This window comes from Pantoea sp. RCC30.1, assembly GCF_058148845.1.
The window spans coordinates 1-16869 of sequence record NZ_JBXUHX010000051.1 but is presented as its reverse complement, the minus strand read 5'-3'; the positions used below and the strand labels follow the sequence as shown (position 1 = coordinate 16869).

Genomic DNA, 16869 nt, shown 5'->3' with positions numbered 1-16869 from the left:
GGTGCAGGTCGGTGCGCTGAATGATCCGGCGCGTGCTCAGCAGATGATGAAAAGCCTGAGCCAGCATTATGGCGTGCCTGGTAAGGTCGAAGACGCGGGCAACAATGTTTATCGTATTCAGCTCGGCGGTTACGCCTCCCGCGCCGAAGCGGCTGTGCTGCAACAGCGCCTGAGCAGTGAAGGCCAGACGGCTTCATTTATTACGAACACGCGTCGCTAAATCGCTTATCAGACCACTGCACGTTACGTCTGCTAACAACCCAATCATCATGCCCGGTGCCAGATAATCTGGCATTGGGTATGATGAGTGACATTTTTAACCTCAAACTCACGGATGTTGTAGTCCTACACATGAACACGCTGAAATCATCTCGTTTGCTGAAACGCCTGACAGTGGGATCACTGATCGCTTTCTCTCTCAGCCATGCTGCTATTGCTGATGACGTCAATCTCAAGACCATGATTCCGGGCGTGCCGGACATTGATGCCGAAGCGTATGTCCTTATCGACTACAACTCAGGCAAAGTGCTGGCAGAGAAAAACGCCGATGCACGCCGCGATCCTGCCAGTCTGACCAAGATGATGACCAGCTATGTCATTGGTCAGGCCGTTAAAGCGGGCAAAATTCATCAGGACGATTTGGTCACCGTTGGACCGGATGCATGGGCGACCGGTAACCCGGTGTTCAAAGGCTCCTCGCTGATGTTCCTGAAGCCAGGCGACCGCGTACCGGTTTCTCAGTTGACCCGTGGGATTGTGCTACAGTCCGGTAACGATGCCTGCGTGGCGATGGCCGACTATGTCGCCGGCAGCCAGGATGCATTCGTTAACCTGATGAACAACTACGTCAAAGCGATTGGCCTGCAGAATACTCACTTCGGGACCGTGCATGGCCTGGACGCTGAAGGGCAGTACAGCTCTGCGCGCGACATGGCGCTGATTGGCCAGGCGCTGATCCGCGACGTGCCGGAAGAGTATGCTGTCTATAAAGAGAAAGAGTTCACCTTCAACAATATCCGTCAGATGAACCGTAATGGTCTGCTGTGGGATACCAACCTGAACGTGGATGGGATCAAAACCGGTCATACTAACTCAGCCGGTTACAACCTGGTGGCGTCAGCGACCGAAGGTCAGATGCGCCTGATCTCCGCTGTGATGGGCGGCCATACTTATAAAGGCCGTGAAACTGAGAGCAAGAAACTGCTCACCTGGGGCTTCCGTTTCTTTGAAACTGTTGCGCCACTGAAAGCAGGCAAAGAGTTCGCTTCTGAGCCAGTCTGGTTCGGTGATAATGACCGTGTGCAGCTGGGCGTGGAAAAAGATGCTTACCTGACCATTCCACGTGGCCGCATGAAAGATCTGAAAGCCAGCTATGTGCTGACCAACGCGGAACTGCATGCTCCACTGAAGAAAAACCAGGTGGTGGGCAGCATCAACTTCCAGCTGGATGGCAAGACTATCGAACAGCGTCCGCTGGTAGTGCTGAACGAAGTCTCTGAGGGTGGTTTCTTTGGGCGTATCGTTGATTACATCAAACTGATGTTCCATCACTGGTTCGGTTAAGCGCAACGGGTGATTGAAAAATCACCCCTTCGCCCCCATTACAAGATATTATGATGCTCCCGCTCAGGCGGGAGCCTGTTTTTTATGCACCGGAGTTAATATGAAAACCAAACTGAATGAGCTGCTCGAATTTCCTACCCCGTTTACCTACAAAGTAATGGGTCTGGCGCAACCGGAGCTGGTTGATCAAGTGGTTGAAGTGGTGCAACGTCATGCGCCCGGCGATTACAGCCCTGAAGTTAAGCCGAGCAGCAAAGGCAACTATCACTCCGTAAACATCACTATCACCGCCACCCACATCGAGCAGGTTGAACGCCTGTACGAAGAGTTGGGCAACATCGAAATCGTGCGGATGGTCCTGTAATTTACGGGTCGGCAAGGCGCCTCTGCCTGACGGTTTGCCGACGTTATTCTTAACGTTATTTCCTTTAGCGGGCACTCGTTTTGTCAGTTGAAACCCTCTTTGTCCGTCAGTCCGGTCTGTGCGACTGGCAATCTGTCTCCGACGCCATGCATCACTACACCGACCAGCGCGATGACCAGAGTCGTGACGAAATCTGGCTGGTCGAACATCCTCCGGTCTTTACTCAGGGTCAGGCGGGAAAAGCGGAGCATCTGCTGATGCCAGGCGATATTCCGGTGGTGCAGAGCGATCGTGGCGGCCAGGTTACCTATCACGGGCCGGGACAGCAGGTGATGTACGTCCTGATCGATGTTAAACGCCGTAAGCTCGGCGTGCGTCAGCTGGTGACCATTCTGGAAGAGACGGTGATTGCGACTCTGGCAGAGTTCAGCGTCAGCGCCCGCGCCCGCGCGGATGCCCCTGGCGTCTATGTCGGGGAGGAGAAGATCTGTTCACTGGGATTACGCATCCGCAAAGGCTGTTCGTTTCACGGCCTGGCACTGAATGTGGCCATGGATCTGTCGCCTTTCCTGCGCATCAATCCCTGTGGTTACGCCGGGATGAGCATGACCCAGTTGAAAAATTTTGAGCCAGAGGTGACAACGGAGCAGGTACGTTCTCCGCTGGTCAGCGCCTTTGCGCGGCTGTCAGGTTATGAAAATGTTGAATGGATATCAGGCGATCTCCCTGTTAAGCCTTAACGCAGAATGCGAATTTACAAATATGTAACGTATCCGTGCTGACTGTGGCTGCTTCGCAGGCGATGTGATGATATAATTTTTGCACTTTTTTCAAATAAAGTTGAAAGCCCCCTTCCCGGTTTGATTGGGAACGCTTTCAAATCGCAATCCGACCGGAACCTGCTGATTTATGAGTAAACCAATTCAGATGGAACGCGGCGTCAAATATCGTGACGCAGACAAAATGGCGCTAATCCCGGTGAAAACCGTGGCTGTTGAACGGCAGGAGATGTTGCGTAAGCCGGAATGGATGAAAATCAAGCTGCCAGCTGACTCCAGTCGTATTCAGGGCATTAAAGCTGCGATGCGTAAAAACGGGCTGCACTCGGTGTGTGAAGAGGCGTCCTGCCCTAACCTCGCCGAATGCTTTAACCACGGCACTGCCACCTTTATGATCCTTGGTGCAATCTGTACCCGTCGTTGTCCGTTCTGCGATGTGGCTCATGGCCGTCCTAATGCGCCTGATGCTAACGAACCCGCAAAACTGGCGCAGACGATTGCCGATATGGGCCTGCGCTACGTGGTGATCACCTCGGTTGACCGCGATGATTTACGTGATGGTGGCGCTCAGCACTTTGCTGACTGCATCAGCGCGATTCGCGAAAAAAATCCCACAATCAAAATTGAAACGCTGGTGCCGGACTTCCGTGGCCGCATGGATCGCGCGCTGGAGATTCTCACCGCGACGCCACCGGATGTGTTTAACCACAACCTGGAAAACGTCCCGCGTGTCTACCGTCAGGTGCGTCCGGGCGCTAACTACGAGTGGTCACTGAAGCTGCTGGAGCGTTTCAAAGAAGCGCATCCGCATATCCCGACCAAATCGGGTCTGATGGTTGGCCTGGGTGAAACCAACGCCGAAATCGTGGAAGTGATGCGCGATCTGCGTCGCCACGGCGTCACCATGCTGACACTGGGCCAGTATCTGCAGCCGAGTCGTCATCACCTGCCGGTTCAGCGCTACGTTAGCCCGGCTGAGTTCGATGAGATGAAAGAAGAAGCGATGGCGATGGGCTTCACCCATGCCGCGTGCGGTCCGTTTGTCCGCTCTTCCTATCATGCGGATATGCAGGCTAAAGGCGAAGAAGTGAAATAAGCACGCCTCTGCTATGAGAAGCCTGAAAAACAAAAAACCAGACTGGAGACAGCCTGGTTTTTTTAAACGTGCCTGAAATGGCCTGAAATAAAAAGTAACAGTTATTTGCAGCAAATAACCGATTAATCTTTATGAACGACGCGTTCTGCTGGCACGTCTTCAGCCGTTGTTCGGGTTGCACTGGTATCTTCGTCTTTCATGGCTTTTTTGAAGCCCTTAATCGCGGAGCCCAGATCGCCGCCCAGTGAGCGCAACTTGTTGGTACCAAAAAGCAGTACGATAAGCGCACCGATAATCAGCAGCTTGGCAATACTGATACCTTCCATATTTAACCTTTCAACTTTATCGAATCACGGTAACTGTTATTTACGCGCAGTTTGCCTGTGGCTACAAGTGGAATCTGTAACAGAGTAAGTAAGAACTCAGATGAAGCGGCTTAGAAACGCCTGGGTCCGTGGATGCTGTGGATTCGCGATCACCTCATCCGGCGTGCCCTGCTCCACCACCACACCCCCATCCATAAAGACGACGCGATCGGCGGCTTCCCGCGCAAAACTGATTTCATGGGTCACCACGATCATCGTTAATCCCTGATCGGCCAGGGTACGCATGGTCGCCAGTACTTCTCCCACCAACTCAGGATCAAGCGCAGAGGTCGGCTCATCAAACAGCATCAGCTGCGGTTTGATCGCCAGCGCCCGCGCAATCGCCACACGCTGCTGCTGTCCGCCCGACAGGTGACGCGGCCAGGCGTCCGCTTTATCACTTAATCCCACCGTCGCCAGCAGCGCTCGGGCATGGGCCATCGCTTCCTGACGTGGAAATTTATGCACACCGATGGGCGCTTCAATGATGTTCTGCAGCACCGTCATATGCGGATAGAGATTGAACTGCTGAAACACCATACCGATTTTCTGCCGCTGACGGGCAATCTGGCGTGGCGAGAGCCGGTGCAGCACATGCCCTTTCAGCACATAGCCAATCTGCTCATCGCCGACCCGAATCGATCCGGCATTCATCTCTTCAAGGTGATTGATGCACCGCAGAAACGTGGATTTACCGGAACCGGATGGTCCGAGAATCACAACGACTTCTCCGGGAAAAACATCAAGATCGATCCCTTTCAGAACCTGATTATCGCCATAATTCTTCTGCACGTTACGGGCGCAGACCAGGGGTTCACTCTGACTCATCGCTCCTCCTGCTGGGGTTGCGTGTTACCTGCTACGGCGGCGCGTCTGGGGACACTGGCTACGCGGCGAGTGCCACGCGCGTAATAGCGCTCGATAGCGGACTGGCCCAGATTGAGAATGGAGGTGATCAGCAGATACCAGATCACTGCCACCATCAGCATCGGGATGATCTCGAAGGTGCGATTGTAGATCGCCTGCACCGAGTAAAGCAGATCACCCATCGCGATCACGCTGACCAGTGACGTCGCCTTGATCATGCTGATCAACTGGTTGCCCGTGGGCGGAATAATAGACCGCATCGCCTGAGGAATAATGATACGTCGCAGCGCCCTCGACCGGCTCATGCCAAAGGCCTGGGTGGTCTCCACCTGACCATTATCCACCGACAGCAGACCGGCACGAATAATTTCCGCCATATAAGCCGCTTCATTCAGCGCCAGCCCGGCAATAGCCGCCGTTAGCGGTGTAATCAGATCGTTGGTGTTCCAGCTGGCCAGCGTGACGTCGGTCCACGGCAGCGTCAGCGACAGCATGGGAAACAGCGTGGAGAGGTTGTACCAGAAGATCAGTTGCACCAGTAGCGGCGTGCCCCGGAAAAACCAGATATAGAGCCCGGCAACGCCGCGTAGCAGCCGGTTCTCAGAGAGCCGCCACACGCCCAGCAGCAGGCCCAGCAGCGTGCCCAGTATCATCGACACGACCGTCAGCCCCAGAGTAACCTGCAACCCTTTCAGCACGGACTCTTCGGTAAACCACTTTAGTACCACCTGCCATTCAAAGTTCGGATTAGTTGCCACCAGCCACAACAGATTCGAGCCGATTACCAGCACCACAATCCAACTGATCCATCGTCCGTAAGTGGGCGCGCTGCGGGCGAATGCCACGTCGCGCAGCTGCGCCTCGCTACTCTCATCGCGGTGCAGATGGCGAGGCGGGCTCATTTGCTGGCCTCTTTCGCCAGATTCAGTCCGGGTGCTTTGGTCATGTTGCCTTCAAGCTGCCACTTTTTCATGATCGCCGCATAAGTGCCGTTCTGATACAGCTCTTTGTAGGCATCCAGCACCACCTGACCCAGCGGCGAATCCTTTGGCACCACCGTGCCCTGGAAGATATCGCCAAAACCGTTTTTCTGCCCTTTGCCCGCCAGCTCAAGTTGCCCCTTCGCCTGATTAACAAAGTAAGTCAGCGGAGCCTGAGAGGAGAAGAAGGCATCGGAACGTTTAGAACGTACAGCCAGAATGGACGACGGCTGATCGGTAAAGGCCTGCACCGTCACGGCCGGTTTTCCGTCGGCCACACACTGCGCTGACTGCTTACGGATGACCTGTTCTGCAGAGCCAGCGGCCATAACGGCAATACGCTTGCCGCAGGTGTCGCCCAACTGGTTGATTTTCGCCGGATTGCCTTTCTGCACGCCGAACACCACGAACTCCTGCACAAAATCGATGAAGTCCACTTTCTGCTGGCGGTCCGGGTAATCCCCAATCGGGCCAATCGCCAACTGATAACGGCCAGCATTAATGCCGGTGAGTACGCCCGACAGACCACTCACCGTCGCATGTTCGATCTTCACACCCAGCAGTTGCGCCAGCGCGGTGGTTAACTCGGCAGAAGCCCCCTCCATCGAGTGCGGACCATTAACGATTTCATAGGGCGGGAAAGAACCGTTGTTCACTGAGATCATTTTGCCCGCTTTTTTGATCTCATCCGGCAGCCTATCATGCAGGGCCTGATCAACTTTTTGCACCGGAATAGCGTCGGCAGCCTGCGCCAGGGATGCAGTCAACCCCATCGCCACGATTAAGGCGGTTGCTCTCTTCATCATAATGGATTCCTGGTTCAGCAGATCAGTTGAGTTCGGGACGGGCGAAGCGTCGGTTCTCCAGTACCGGCAATACCCGGCGGGCATAGGCGACGCGCTCAGGATCGAGATCGGCAAACAGCAGTGCTGGCGACTCCGCCGCATTCGCCACCGCGACGCCCAGCGGATCGACCACCAGACTGTTGCCGATATTGCGTGGGCCACACTCGCCCACCGCCACCATATAGCAGGTGTTCTCAAGTGCACGGGCGCGGGTCAGCAGTTCCCAATGCATCTCTTTCAGCGGCCCTTTAACCCAGGCGGCAGGCAGCACCAGCACGTCTGCACCATCCAGCACCAGCCGACGCGCCAGCTCCGGGAAGCGCACGTCATAGCAGGTCATTAATCCGACTTTCATACCCGCGACCTCAATCAGCGGCGGAATGACGTGACCCGGATTAACCCGCTGCGACTCCTGCATTGCAAAGGCATCGTACAGATGCAGCTTTTCATAGGCGGCGATGATTTCACCGTTGCGGATAGCGACCAGTACGTTGAGCGCTTTTTGCTGATCGGTGGGAACATGAACGCTCATCATGGTGGTCAGCGCCGTGTGCTTGCTGGCCGCCAGCAGCTGGCTCAGGAAAGGGCCATCCAGCGGCTGCGCCGCCTTCAGCACTAAATCAGGGTCAGCAATATCACGCGCCAGCACGCCTTCCGGCAGGACCAGCAGATCGGCGCCCCCTTCTGACGCACGCTGCATTAAGTCCAGACAGATACTGGCGTTATCCTGCCATTCGCGGCTCACCGCAAATTGTCCCAGTGCCACTTTCATCATTTCACTTCTCCCGCAGCGGCCGGAAACATCGCTTCCGGCGTCAGTAATTGGTGAGTCAACCCTTGCTCATAGAGCTCGCGACCAAAGTCCGCAATCATCTTCCTGTTAACGTTAAAGCCATTCTGATTCCAGTCCGCTGGTAATTCCTGCGCAGTGCGTCGCAAATCGTCCAGCAGCCACGGCGTCGTGTCGGCATATTTCTTTCTCTTCTGCATCCACAGCTGGTAAGAGCGATCGATGACCTCACTTAACGCCGCAGGCAGCCAGGGATGCTCAGCCGCCAGCGCCGGTTTAAGCGCCAGAATATGAATGCCCGGCACATAGCCGACACGGTTGAAGTAGTCCCGCTCCGCCTGATAAAAATCGGTCTGCAGCTGCCGCAAACCCGAATCAGGCAGGAAAAAGCCCTCCGGCATAAACGGCGTGAAGATGGCATCCAGTTCACCCGCCTGCAGCATCTCAATCAGCGGTCGCTCGCCGGGAGCCGGTTCAATGCGTCCAGGCCGGCCAAATCCCGCCAGCCGATCGACTATCGGATGATCGGCAGTAAGACGGCCGGCATACCAGAAAACATCATCAATTTCGACGCCCGCTTCACGCAGCACCGTGCGTGTCCAGGTATTGCCCGAATCCTGCCAGCCGGTCACGCCAATCCTTTTGCCTTTCAGCTCTGCTGGTGTGGTGATGGGGCTGCTGGCGGTGGTGATGATGCAGCGCTGGCGGAAGCCGCGCATCAGGAAGTGCGGCAGTCCGAGCAGCGACTTGTCGCCTCTGGCCCGGCTCTGGGCGTAACGGCTGAATGAGACTTCACCGGCATCGTAATCGGGGCTGGTCGCCAGGTCATTCACCAGCGTGCCAACGCGGTCGATCTGTAACTCAAAGCCTTCCGGTCTGATATCGCCCAGCACCAGCGGGGTGAAGTAGTCCCAGTCGCGTACCGCCAGTCTGATGAGTAGCCTTGTCATGATCTCTCCGTTTACGCTGCGCCGTCGGGACGGTCTCAAAATAGTGCTTGAATTTGATACTAGATCCGCAATACTCATCTGAACAATCACTATTTTGTTACTGAACAAAGTATTTTCTTATGACAGAGAGCGTCGACCTCAACTGGTTTTGCAGCCAGATAAAATCGCCTTCGGTGAAAGGCATCGCACAGGCTGCCTCCGCGCTGATTCGTGACGGACAGATCGCAACAGGTATGCAGATGCCTGCAGTGCGGGATATCGCGGAACGGCTGGGTGTCAGTCCGGCAACCGTTTCTGCTGCCTGGGCGCAACTCAGAAAGCAGAAAGTACTGGCGGGCAAGGGTCGCAGCGGTGTCTGGGTAAGTGGCAACACAGTAATGCCGCGTCCGATTCGCTTTGAGAAGATTGGCAACTACGGCGAAAACATCCGGGCTGACCTGACTCTGGCCTCGCCCGACCCCGCCCTGCTGCCTGACCTGCAGCACGCGCTGCAGGCGGCCCTGCGCTCACCACAGCTCAACAGCTACGCCCGTGAAGCGATTTCAGCGCCACTGCTTCAGGCGATTAAGCCGCGCTGGCCTTACGCGGCAGAAGCGTTTCTTGCAACGGATGGCGGCTTTGATGCGATGAACCTGCTGGTGCAAACCCTGGTTTCACCAGGTGATCGGGTAATTATTGAGGATCCGACCGCGACCCGGCTGCTCGATATACTGGATAATGTCGGCGCAGAGATTCTGCCGCTGGCATGTGATGATCAGGGGCCGCGCCCTGAGGTCCTGTCTCTCCTGCTGGAGCAGGCACCGGTGATGCTGATCTATCAGCCCCGCACCCACTCCGCTACCGGGAACAGCATCAGCGCGGCGCGACGTCAGGCGCTGGCACAGGTTCTCCAACAGAGCAGCACACTGATCGTTGAGGATGATGGGATTGGCGATCTCTCCGCGGAGGCGAGCTGGAGCCTGGGCGTGTATTTTCCTGAGCGAACACTGCACATCCGTTCGTTTTCCAAAGCCTACGGACCGGATCTGCGGCTGGCGGTGCTCTCTGCGACTTCGGAGATGGTCAGACGCATTCAGTCATGGCGAAATTTTGGTGTCAGCTGGACCAGCCGCATTCTGCAGGACGCAGTCGCGTGGTTGCTTGAGGATGAGGAGACGCAACGGCAGATTGCCACCGCGCGCGCCCTCTACCGGCAACGACGCGAAGCGATGCTGGCGTCGCTGGCACAATGCGGCCTCTCTCTGCCGCTTCGCGACGGGTTAAGCCTCTATATCCCGGTGGCATCGGAGCAGTTCGCCATGATTACGCTGGCGGCCCGCGGTATTGCGGTCGTGCCAGGCGAGCGCTGCCGGCTTGGCCCCACGCAGTTTATCCGCGTCAGCATCGCCAGCCTCAGGGATGAACAGCGGGAGATGATTGCCGGGGCGCTGGTCATCGCCGCAGGACGGGAATTCAACTCGCTTGCAGATCTTTGATGAGATAACAGGGTGATTCAACATAGCCTTCGCGGGTGTAGAACTGATTTGCCTTGAGACGTGACTGGTGGCAATGGACTTCCATGCGATCGCAGCCACGACGCGCCGCCAGCGCTTCGGCATGCTGAAGCAACTGCTGGCCGACGCCTTTGCTGCGCTCTCCTTCTGCAATGCAGAAATAGCTGATGCGAGCGAAATCACCGGCCAGGGCCAGCTGAGGAATAAAATGCAGGGAAAGGAAACCCAGCACCTGACTGCCATGTTCAGCCACCAGCAGCGCTTCACTGGGATCGCTGCACAACTGCGCCAGACGCTGTTCAATAAAGCTTTCGGTGCCGCCGTAGCCTAACTCGCTCAGTAAGGCACTCAACGCAAAACTGTCTTTCAACGCTGCCTGACGTATGTTCATCCTCTCTCCTCACTCACCGGGTTCTGTCGCACAGTTATATAGCGTCGCAAGCTAAAAAGCTGCATATTGGGTTGTTATAAATATGTTACGGAGATTTATTGTGAACCGCCGCGCAGTTTGTGCGGCAACAGGGACGATTACAGAGGTTACGATGAAAGGGATGAAGCGCAGATTAAAGCCATAAAAAAACCCGCCATAAGGCGGGTTTTTAGAATTCTGACTGTTAACTTACAGACTGATAACGTTAGCAGCAGATGGGCCTTTAGCGCCGTCGGTGATTTCAAACTCTACGCGCTGACCTTCAGCCAGAGTTTTGAAGCCGTTGCTCTGGATTGCAGAGAAATGTACGAATACATCTTTGCTGCCATCTTCAGGAGTAATGAAACCGAATCCTTTAGATTCATTAAACCACTTAACGTTACCTTTGATCTTAGACATCTATATTACCTTTACATGAAAAATGGACACTAAACTGTGTCGGGGTCTAGTACAGCAATTGCTGAGGGATTTGTCCAGCATGATTTGATGAAAAAGTGATAAATATCGACTTTCCGTACATCCATCACACTTTCCTGCTTTTCGGCTTGCTTAACCCCCCTCAACAGGTATCACGCGCAAAGGGTACTCCTGTTGCTAACCCGCTGGAAAGGCGAACCTTTTCAATTTTAAATAGTTACGTCATTGACGTTAAAAAGAAAAAGCTTACTAAGATGTATTCCTGTTCTTACTGACAATTCCAGCCCTGAAACGCCTTTTTTTTGCCGTGCTGCGGGCTGCAGATTTTATCGCTAACAGCCGGTTTTTCTGCTGCTCGTGGCTGCCCTCACCCAACTGGTCGCTTATTGAACAGAAAATCTTAAATTTCTCCGTGCAGATCCCGCTCCCTCTCAGACAAAAAGAAGCCTGCTGTGCCATCAACCCCAGTCAGAGCAGGCTATTCGCGGATATTTTAGCCAGTGAGAGAGAAACCCTGATCAGGATCAATGAAGTGCTTTTTAGGGGCGGTTTTCGCATTTGGCAACAAACAATCAACGTCATAAGAAACTACTTTTCTGATCGCCGTCCGGAATAGTATTCCCTGGCAATAGATAACGTCCGCTTAAGCGGTCAGGGACTGGCATCTGTTAATGCAGGATAAAAGGAGGGTGAGAGAGGATGGTGATGAAGATACGCTGCAGTCAGTGTGGAAGCGCCCGGTTCTTTTTTACTGACTACCGGGAGGGCCAGCGCAACGTTCATGGTGCCCGCTGCGCAAACTGTAAAAAGCGCCTGAATTCGCAGGATCTGCTGCCCAGGACGTCGATGGATCCGATTACACACTGTCTTCTGGCCAGCCAGAAAACAATTCGGGCACCTGATTAGGTGCCCGCTGTCGCTGAAGCTTTAACAGAAATCAGAAAATAAGTTTGAACACCCCTGTCAGAGTCAGCAGGCCGACGATAAAGATAATCGCGATAATCCACAGAATAATTTTCATTTCCTTTTCCCCTCACTGATTAGACACGCTTCCTGTAAGCAGTATAGACAGGAATCTTTGGCATGCCGCTTCACTTAGGCTTCAACAGGCCAAAAGTTCACCGATGCCGCCCTTTATTTATATTCTGAGATAGCGATCGCAACACCCATTATTAGCGGCCCTCTTTCTTCGTTTTACTCACCACTCCTGGCTAAAATTTAGGCGGCAAGGCAGGCCTCAATAGTGATGATATTAAAAATGAGTCGCGAGGAGATCTTATGAGCACGATTAATACCAGCATGGGCCGCTACAGCCTCAAGGCAAAAAACAGCGGTAACCACATCAAAGGGACTTTCGCCATCAACGATGAAGGCGGCACGCAGCTCTCTCAGCAGGAGTTTGACGAGCACTACCTTGATGATGTGGTGAATAACGTTATCTACCCCGTTACCGGAGGCAACCGTGACATTGCACACGCGCTGCGGGAACAAATGGTAAAAGCGGGTTTTGAGCCGCCTCATTAAGGCGTCAGATTGATTTAACAGGTTGGGCCGCACTTTGCGGCCCTTTTTATGTTGAAAGCTACACCTGAGGCAAAAGCAGAGCGCCGCTGGCAGGGTTGCAAGCGGCCAAAGGTCAGATCACCCAGGAGAGCAGCAGGCAACCCACCAGACCGCAGACCGAAATAATGGTCTCCAGCGCCGACCAGGAGCGGATGGTTTCGCCAATAGTCAGGTTGAAATACTCTTTGAACAACCAGAAGCCAGGGTCGTTAACGTGCGAGAAGATCACGCTGCCAGACCCCACGGCAATCACCATCAGTTCCGGGCTGGCACCACTGGTGACAATCAGCGGTGCCACGATGCCCCCGGCGGTAATCGCCGCTACCGTGGCAGAGCCAAGTGCAATACGCAGCACTGCGGCAATCGACCAGGCCATAAAGATGGGTGACAGCTGAGTCGAGTGCATCATGCTGGCGATATATTTATCCACGCCGCTGTCCACCAGCACCTGTTTAAAGGCCCCGCCACCGCCGATGATCAACAGCATCATAGCGATGATTTTGATCGAGTCGGTCAGGGTATCCATCACCTGCTCCATCGTGCGACCGCGATTCAGCCCAAAGGTGAAGATCGCAATCAGCACGGCAATCAGGGTCGCCATCACCGGGTCGCCAAAGAACTCTGCATACGGCAGCAGCACGTGGCCTTTAGGCAGCAACATCTCTGCCACGGCACGCAGCGCCATCAGCACCACCGGCACCAGTGCCGTCCAGACGCTGACGCCAAAACCCGGCATTTCCGCTTCGGTAAAGGTTTTCGGGTTATAGAGCCCCTGCGGGATCGGTTTGTCGATATTTTTCAGGAAACGGGCGTATACCGGACCTGCCAGAATCACCGTTGGGATACCCAACAGCGTACCAAACAGCAGCGTTTTACCCATGTCAGCGTTAAACAGCGTGGCGATAGCGGTTGGGCCAGGATGCGGCGGAAGAAAACCGTGCGTCACGGACAGAGCAGCCGCCATCGGCACCCCGACATAGAGCAGCGGCACACGCGCTGACGCCGCCACGCTGAATACCAGCGGCAGCATCAGCACAAAGCCAACTTCGTAGAACAACGCAAATCCGACGATAAAACCGGTCAGCACCAGCGCCCACTGAATGTGCTTTGTACCAAATTTTTCAATCAGGGTGGTGGCAATACGCTGCGCGCCGCCGCAGTCGGCCAGCAACTTACCAAGCATGGCCCCAAAGCCCATGATCAGCGCCAGGCTGCCCAGCGTGCCACCTACGCCCGCTTTGATTGAGGTAATGACTTTATTCACCGGCATGCCCTGCATCACGCCGACCGCCAGCGCCACCAGGATCAGCGCAATAAAACCATTGAGCTTAAAGCGAATCATCAGCAGCAGCAGTAGCGCGACGCCAATCGCCACATAGAGTAATGGCATAGCTTTTCTCCACCTTGTGCACCGAACGGAATTCAGTGTCGATTTATTATCATGATCCCCGGAGGGCGACAAAACAGTGCATCTGTAAGATGTTTACACATCCCGACAAACGCTGTTACCGATAACATGTTAAGGGTAACATCCGCAGGAAAGCACCACCCCGCCCACGGTGAATTTCTGTTTTGCGAAGGTGATCAACTTTTTGCCGATGCGTTATCAGAAAGTTTGCCAGTGTCGACGCCGCGCTTTTCGTTACACTCAGATTTTAGCGAAATGTAAAAAGGATGCGCTGGTGAGTGAGAACCTGAGTGAGCTGTACAGTAATCAACAAACCCTCTTTGGCCGGGGCAGCCTGGATAAACTGGTGCCGATGCTGGCCGCCCGGTCACAGCCTACACTGCTGTTTTGCGGGCAATCCTTTCTGCAGGGACCGGCCTATGCCCGGCTGAAAGCCGGACTCAACGATCACATCATCGGCTATGAAATTGTCAGCCATGAAGCTTCACCTGCCGAGATCGATGGCTGGGTGGCACGCTGGCGCGGTCATGTCGATCGGGTGGTGGCGATAGGCGGAGGGAGCGTGCTGGATGCGGCGAAAGCGTTTAGCGCGATGATTCAGCACCCGTTGCCCACCGCCCGCTATCTGGAAAAAGTGGGTGACACCGCGGTCCAGCCCATCACGCTGCCGCTGATTGCCGTCCCGACCACCGCCGGGACCGGCAGTGAAGTGACGCAAAATGCGGTAGTAACAGACCAGCAGGATATACAGATCAAAGCCTCGCTGCGCCATCCGGTCTTTGTGCCGCAGGTGGCGATTCTGGACCCGGATCTGCTGAAAGGCGCACCTGATCACGTGCTGGCGACCTGCGGTATTGATGCCTTTACCCACCTGTTTGAAGCCTATCTCTCCAGCAAAGGCAACCTCTTCACCCGACAGCTGGCGTTGACCGGCCTGCGTCAGTTTGTTCAGGCCTGGCCTGCACTGAATCGCGAGGATGCGGCGGGTGATGAGGCACGCGAGGCGATGATGATGGCGTCATGGCTGGGGGGTGTCAGTCTGAGCAGCGCGGGTCTGGGGGTGATCCATGGCATTGCGGGGGAACTGGGGGCGGTAAAACCCTTCCATCATGGTGAAGTGTGCGGGCGTCTGCTGTTTCCGTTCCTGGATTTGTTGTCCGACAGCGATCATCCGCTGCAGCGTGAACTGATGGCGGAACTGCACCCACAACTCTTCAGCGAAACCACCCACTCACCGGCACAGTTTCTGAAGCAGTGGCTGCAACAGCAGGCGATCACCCCGTTCTGGCAGCAAGGTCCCTCGCTGAGCCAGGCAGAGGCAGAGTGGATTCTGGCACGTGCCAACAGTAAAAATTCGCTGGTGAATTACAGCCGCGAACAGATGCAGATGATGATCGCGCAGGCCTGGCACATCACGGCGTGATCAACGCGCGGGCCTCCTTCACTGACCTGCCAGCCCTGGCAGGTCATACAAAGCCAGTCAGCTAAACCTGCGTGGCGCTGAAAGGCCCCTCGCCTGCCAGCATCTGTTCAATCACCTGCAGCACGCCCTGATCGTTGTTAGAGGGGGCTTCATAGCGCGCCGCCTGCTTCACCCGCTGTGGCGCATTGCCCATGGCAAAACTGAAGCCGGACTGTTTGAGCATCTCCAGATCGTTGCCACCATCGCCGAAAGCCAGCACCTGGTCGTGCGTAATCCCCCAGCGTTGTGCCAGCAGATCCAGACCGTGCGCTTTATGATTTCCCGGCACGATCAAATCAACCGAGCCGTGACCGCTGGATGTCGCTGCTACACGGCCCTGATGCAGTCGCTCAATATCCGCCATCAGTGGCTCGATGTAGTCGTCAGAGAGATTCAGCGCGAACTTAAACAGCCGGTCATCCTGCACGTCATTCAGATGATGAATCGGTTTCAGCCGGTGACAGTAGTGACGCATCTTCTTCAGCCAGGTCTCTTCCATACCCTCGAAGTAATAAGCGCTGTCACGTCCACACAGCAGGTAACGCAGGCCCGGATAGTTGCCGTTTTGCAGAGTGTCGATGACCGCTTCCACATCGTGGCGTTCAAAGACACCGCAAAACAGTTCCTCATCACGATCGATAATCCATGCGCCGTTCTCCGCCACAAAGGCGATATCGCTGGCGATCTCCGGGAAGAAGGATTTGAGCTGGTAATACTGATTGCCGCTGGCCACCACAAACTTGATGTCACGGGCGGTGAGTTGCTGATAGCAGGCGAGAAAGCGGGAACGATTGTACTGCTTGTTATCGTCCAGAAACGTGCCGTCCATATCTACCGCAACCATCTTAACCGTCGTCATCATGACTCCTTACACAGGAAATTTCAGAGTGGAGTTTCAGGATAGCCGCTGGCGCAGCAAAACGGAAAGAAAGAGGGATGGCCGCAGCCATCCCTGAGGGATCAGTTCAGGGCACTGTTCAGCACCAGGGCAGTAATTACACCGGTCGCAGCAGCAATCAGCACATAGTTGCCGTCGATGTTTGCCCAGTGATAACCGCGCGGTGGTTCACGCAGACCGCGTTCATGCCAGTCGGCTACACGGTAATGGTCGCCGCGGTACTCCTGCGGGACAGGATGCCCGCGACGGAAGTCGTGCCCCTGCCAGGCGAAATGGTCGCGGTCATTGCGGGCGTCTCTGCCACGGCTGTTGTCGCGGCCACGATCCGGGTCATGGCCGTGATTGTCAGGACGATGATGATCATTCTGATGCGGCACCGGCATACGCTGACCGTCATCATGATCGTCTGCCCGTGAGGCCTCAGAAAAGAGCGTGCTGCATGTCAAAAGTGAAGCGATAAGCGTGAGTGTTGTTTTTTTCATGATACTGCCTCCGAAAGTCACGGCTGTTCAGGCACCGTTGATCGGCATCATGGCAATAATCGTGGCGGGAAACATGTGTAAAAGTCTTAAAATCCCGTTACTTACACACTATTACGC

At 55.1% G+C, this 16869-nt stretch carries 20 protein-coding genes; 8 read left to right on the top strand and 12 right to left on the bottom strand.

The genetic code is table 11. From position 1 onward, the window contains the following. From AC2LB6_RS23595 to lipA, 5 genes are all read left to right on the top strand, one after another. Window positions 1–220: SPOR domain-containing protein (locus AC2LB6_RS23595; protein WP_490095321.1), on the top strand; the 220-nt coding region annotated here is incomplete at its 5' end. Between the two features lie 131 nt (window positions 221–351). Continuing rightward, a complete protein-coding gene (gene dacA, locus AC2LB6_RS23590; RefSeq protein WP_490095324.1) occupies window positions 352–1563 on the top strand; it encodes a D-alanyl-D-alanine carboxypeptidase DacA in 1212 nt (403 codons plus the stop codon). A gap of 100 nt (window positions 1564–1663) precedes the next feature. Next, window positions 1664–1927: a DUF493 family protein YbeD gene (ybeD, locus tag AC2LB6_RS23585; RefSeq protein ID WP_003854030.1), complete on the top strand. Its 264-nt coding sequence runs from the start codon at window positions 1664–1666 to the stop codon at window positions 1925–1927. An 80-nt stretch (window positions 1928–2007) separates the two neighbouring features. Further along, entirely contained in the window at window positions 2008–2667 is a 660-nt protein-coding gene (gene lipB, locus AC2LB6_RS23580; protein WP_490095320.1) for a lipoyl(octanoyl) transferase LipB, read from the top strand. 169 nt (window positions 2668–2836) lie between these two features. Beyond that, complete coding sequence (lipA, locus tag AC2LB6_RS23575; RefSeq protein ID WP_010258979.1) at window positions 2837–3802, top strand: lipoyl synthase; 966 nt, start codon at window positions 2837–2839, stop codon at window positions 3800–3802. Window positions 3803–3924: 122 nt separating this feature from the next. Here lipA and tatE read toward each other — a convergent pair whose 3' ends face one another. The 6 genes from tatE to AC2LB6_RS23545 form a co-directional block, all read right to left on the bottom strand. Next, window positions 3925–4128: a twin-arginine translocase subunit TatE gene (tatE, locus tag AC2LB6_RS23570; protein ID WP_003854033.1), complete on the bottom strand. Its 204-nt coding sequence runs from the start codon at window positions 4126–4128 to the stop codon at window positions 3925–3927. A gap of 96 nt (window positions 4129–4224) precedes the next feature. Then, window positions 4225–4995, bottom strand: a complete 771-nt coding sequence (locus tag AC2LB6_RS23565; RefSeq protein ID WP_490095319.1) for an amino acid ABC transporter ATP-binding protein — start codon at window positions 4993–4995, stop codon at window positions 4225–4227. Beyond that, window positions 4992–5936 (bottom strand): amino acid ABC transporter permease, encoded by a 945-nt coding sequence (locus tag AC2LB6_RS23560; protein WP_490095318.1) that lies wholly within the window; start codon window positions 5934–5936, stop codon window positions 4992–4994. Before AC2LB6_RS23560 ends, AC2LB6_RS23565 begins: the two co-directional genes overlap by 4 nt. Then, entirely contained in the window at window positions 5933–6820 is an 888-nt protein-coding gene (locus tag AC2LB6_RS23555; RefSeq protein ID WP_490095317.1) for an ABC transporter substrate-binding protein, read from the bottom strand. Before AC2LB6_RS23555 ends, AC2LB6_RS23560 begins: the two co-directional genes overlap by 4 nt. Before the next feature lie 22 nt (window positions 6821–6842). After that, a complete protein-coding gene (locus AC2LB6_RS23550) occupies window positions 6843–7631 on the bottom strand; it encodes a deaminated glutathione amidase (protein ID WP_490095323.1) in 789 nt (262 codons plus the stop codon). Continuing rightward, entirely contained in the window at window positions 7631–8599 is a 969-nt protein-coding gene (locus tag AC2LB6_RS23545) for an ABC transporter substrate-binding protein (protein ID WP_490095316.1), read from the bottom strand. Before AC2LB6_RS23545 ends, AC2LB6_RS23550 begins: the two co-directional genes overlap by 1 nt. 119 nt (window positions 8600–8718) lie before the next feature. Between AC2LB6_RS23545 and AC2LB6_RS23540 the strand changes: the two genes are divergently transcribed. Then, window positions 8719–10074 (top strand): aminotransferase-like domain-containing protein, encoded by a 1356-nt coding sequence (locus tag AC2LB6_RS23540; protein ID WP_490095315.1) that lies wholly within the window; start codon window positions 8719–8721, stop codon window positions 10072–10074. Here the strand turns inward: AC2LB6_RS23540 and AC2LB6_RS23535 are convergent. From AC2LB6_RS23535 to AC2LB6_RS23525, 3 genes are all read right to left on the bottom strand, one after another. Beyond that, window positions 10052–10483 (bottom strand): GNAT family N-acetyltransferase, encoded by a 432-nt coding sequence (locus AC2LB6_RS23535; protein WP_490095314.1) that lies wholly within the window; start codon window positions 10481–10483, stop codon window positions 10052–10054. The genes AC2LB6_RS23540 and AC2LB6_RS23535 overlap by 23 nt on opposite strands. A gap of 228 nt (window positions 10484–10711) precedes the next feature. Then, complete coding sequence (gene cspE / locus AC2LB6_RS23530) at window positions 10712–10921, bottom strand: transcription antiterminator/RNA stability regulator CspE (RefSeq protein WP_006118399.1); 210 nt, start codon at window positions 10919–10921, stop codon at window positions 10712–10714. 955 nt (window positions 10922–11876) lie between these two features. Further along, a complete protein-coding gene (locus AC2LB6_RS23525; RefSeq protein ID WP_019105993.1) occupies window positions 11877–11960 on the bottom strand; it encodes a small membrane protein YohP in 84 nt (27 codons plus the stop codon). Window positions 11961–12217: 257 nt separating this feature from the next. On the opposite strand from AC2LB6_RS23525, the gene AC2LB6_RS23520 reads away from it, so the two are divergent. Further along, entirely contained in the window at window positions 12218–12463 is a 246-nt protein-coding gene (locus AC2LB6_RS23520) for a hypothetical protein (RefSeq protein WP_490095313.1), read from the top strand. Window positions 12464–12575: 112 nt separating this feature from the next. Here the strand turns inward: AC2LB6_RS23520 and gntT are convergent, their stop codons facing one another. Continuing rightward, window positions 12576–13892: a gluconate transporter gene (gene gntT, locus AC2LB6_RS23515; protein WP_090963068.1), complete on the bottom strand. Its 1317-nt coding sequence runs from the start codon at window positions 13890–13892 to the stop codon at window positions 12576–12578. Window positions 13893–14184: 292 nt separating this feature from the next. Here gntT and AC2LB6_RS23510 point away from each other — a divergent pair, with 292 nt between their 5' ends. Beyond that, window positions 14185–15333: an iron-containing alcohol dehydrogenase gene (locus AC2LB6_RS23510; RefSeq protein ID WP_490095312.1), complete on the top strand. Its 1149-nt coding sequence runs from the start codon at window positions 14185–14187 to the stop codon at window positions 15331–15333. A 61-nt stretch (window positions 15334–15394) separates the two neighbouring features. Here AC2LB6_RS23510 and AC2LB6_RS23505 read toward each other — a convergent pair whose 3' ends face one another. Together AC2LB6_RS23505 and AC2LB6_RS23500 are read right to left on the bottom strand one after the other, a co-directional pair. Further along, window positions 15395–16231, bottom strand: coding sequence for a Cof-type HAD-IIB family hydrolase (locus tag AC2LB6_RS23505; RefSeq protein WP_490095322.1), 837 nt, complete (start codon window positions 16229–16231; stop codon window positions 15395–15397). A 101-nt stretch (window positions 16232–16332) separates the two neighbouring features. Continuing rightward, a complete protein-coding gene (locus tag AC2LB6_RS23500) occupies window positions 16333–16752 on the bottom strand; it encodes an RcnB family protein (RefSeq protein ID WP_490095311.1) in 420 nt (139 codons plus the stop codon). Window positions 16753–16869 lie beyond the last annotated feature (117 nt).

Bases quoted from the DNA above. Each gene is read 5' to 3' on its own strand.
- dacA (WP_490095324.1), top strand. From the start codon at position 352: ATGAACACGCTGAAATCATCTCGTTTGCTGAAACGCCTGACAGTGGGA.
- ybeD (WP_003854030.1), top strand. From the start codon at position 1,664: ATGAAAACCAAACTGAATGAGCTGCTCGAATTTCCTACCCCGTTTACC.
- lipA (WP_010258979.1), top strand. From the start codon at position 2,837: ATGAGTAAACCAATTCAGATGGAACGCGGCGTCAAATATCGTGACGCA.
- tatE (WP_003854033.1), bottom strand. From the start codon at position 4,128: ATGGAAGGTATCAGTATTGCCAAGCTGCTGATTATCGGTGCGCTTATC.
- AC2LB6_RS23565 (WP_490095319.1), bottom strand. From the start codon at position 4,995: ATGAGTCAGAGTGAACCCCTGGTCTGCGCCCGTAACGTGCAGAAGAAT.
- AC2LB6_RS23560 (WP_490095318.1), bottom strand. From the start codon at position 5,936: ATGAGCCCGCCTCGCCATCTGCACCGCGATGAGAGTAGCGAGGCGCAG.
- AC2LB6_RS23555 (WP_490095317.1), bottom strand. From the start codon at position 6,820: ATGATGAAGAGAGCAACCGCCTTAATCGTGGCGATGGGGTTGACTGCA.
- AC2LB6_RS23550 (WP_490095323.1), bottom strand. From the start codon at position 7,631: ATGAAAGTGGCACTGGGACAATTTGCGGTGAGCCGCGAATGGCAGGAT.
- AC2LB6_RS23545 (WP_490095316.1), bottom strand. From the start codon at position 8,599: ATGACAAGGCTACTCATCAGACTGGCGGTACGCGACTGGGACTACTTC.
- AC2LB6_RS23540 (WP_490095315.1), top strand. From the start codon at position 8,719: ATGACAGAGAGCGTCGACCTCAACTGGTTTTGCAGCCAGATAAAATCG.
- AC2LB6_RS23535 (WP_490095314.1), bottom strand. From the start codon at position 10,483: ATGAACATACGTCAGGCAGCGTTGAAAGACAGTTTTGCGTTGAGTGCC.
- cspE (WP_006118399.1), bottom strand. From the start codon at position 10,921: ATGTCTAAGATCAAAGGTAACGTTAAGTGGTTTAATGAATCTAAAGGA.
- AC2LB6_RS23525 (WP_019105993.1), bottom strand. From the start codon at position 11,960: ATGAAAATTATTCTGTGGATTATCGCGATTATCTTTATCGTCGGCCTG.
- AC2LB6_RS23520 (WP_490095313.1), top strand. From the start codon at position 12,218: ATGAGCACGATTAATACCAGCATGGGCCGCTACAGCCTCAAGGCAAAA.
- gntT (WP_090963068.1), bottom strand. From the start codon at position 13,892: ATGCCATTACTCTATGTGGCGATTGGCGTCGCGCTACTGCTGCTGCTG.
- AC2LB6_RS23505 (WP_490095322.1), bottom strand. From the start codon at position 16,231: ATGACGACGGTTAAGATGGTTGCGGTAGATATGGACGGCACGTTTCTG.
- AC2LB6_RS23500 (WP_490095311.1), bottom strand. From the start codon at position 16,752: ATGAAAAAAACAACACTCACGCTTATCGCTTCACTTTTGACATGCAGC.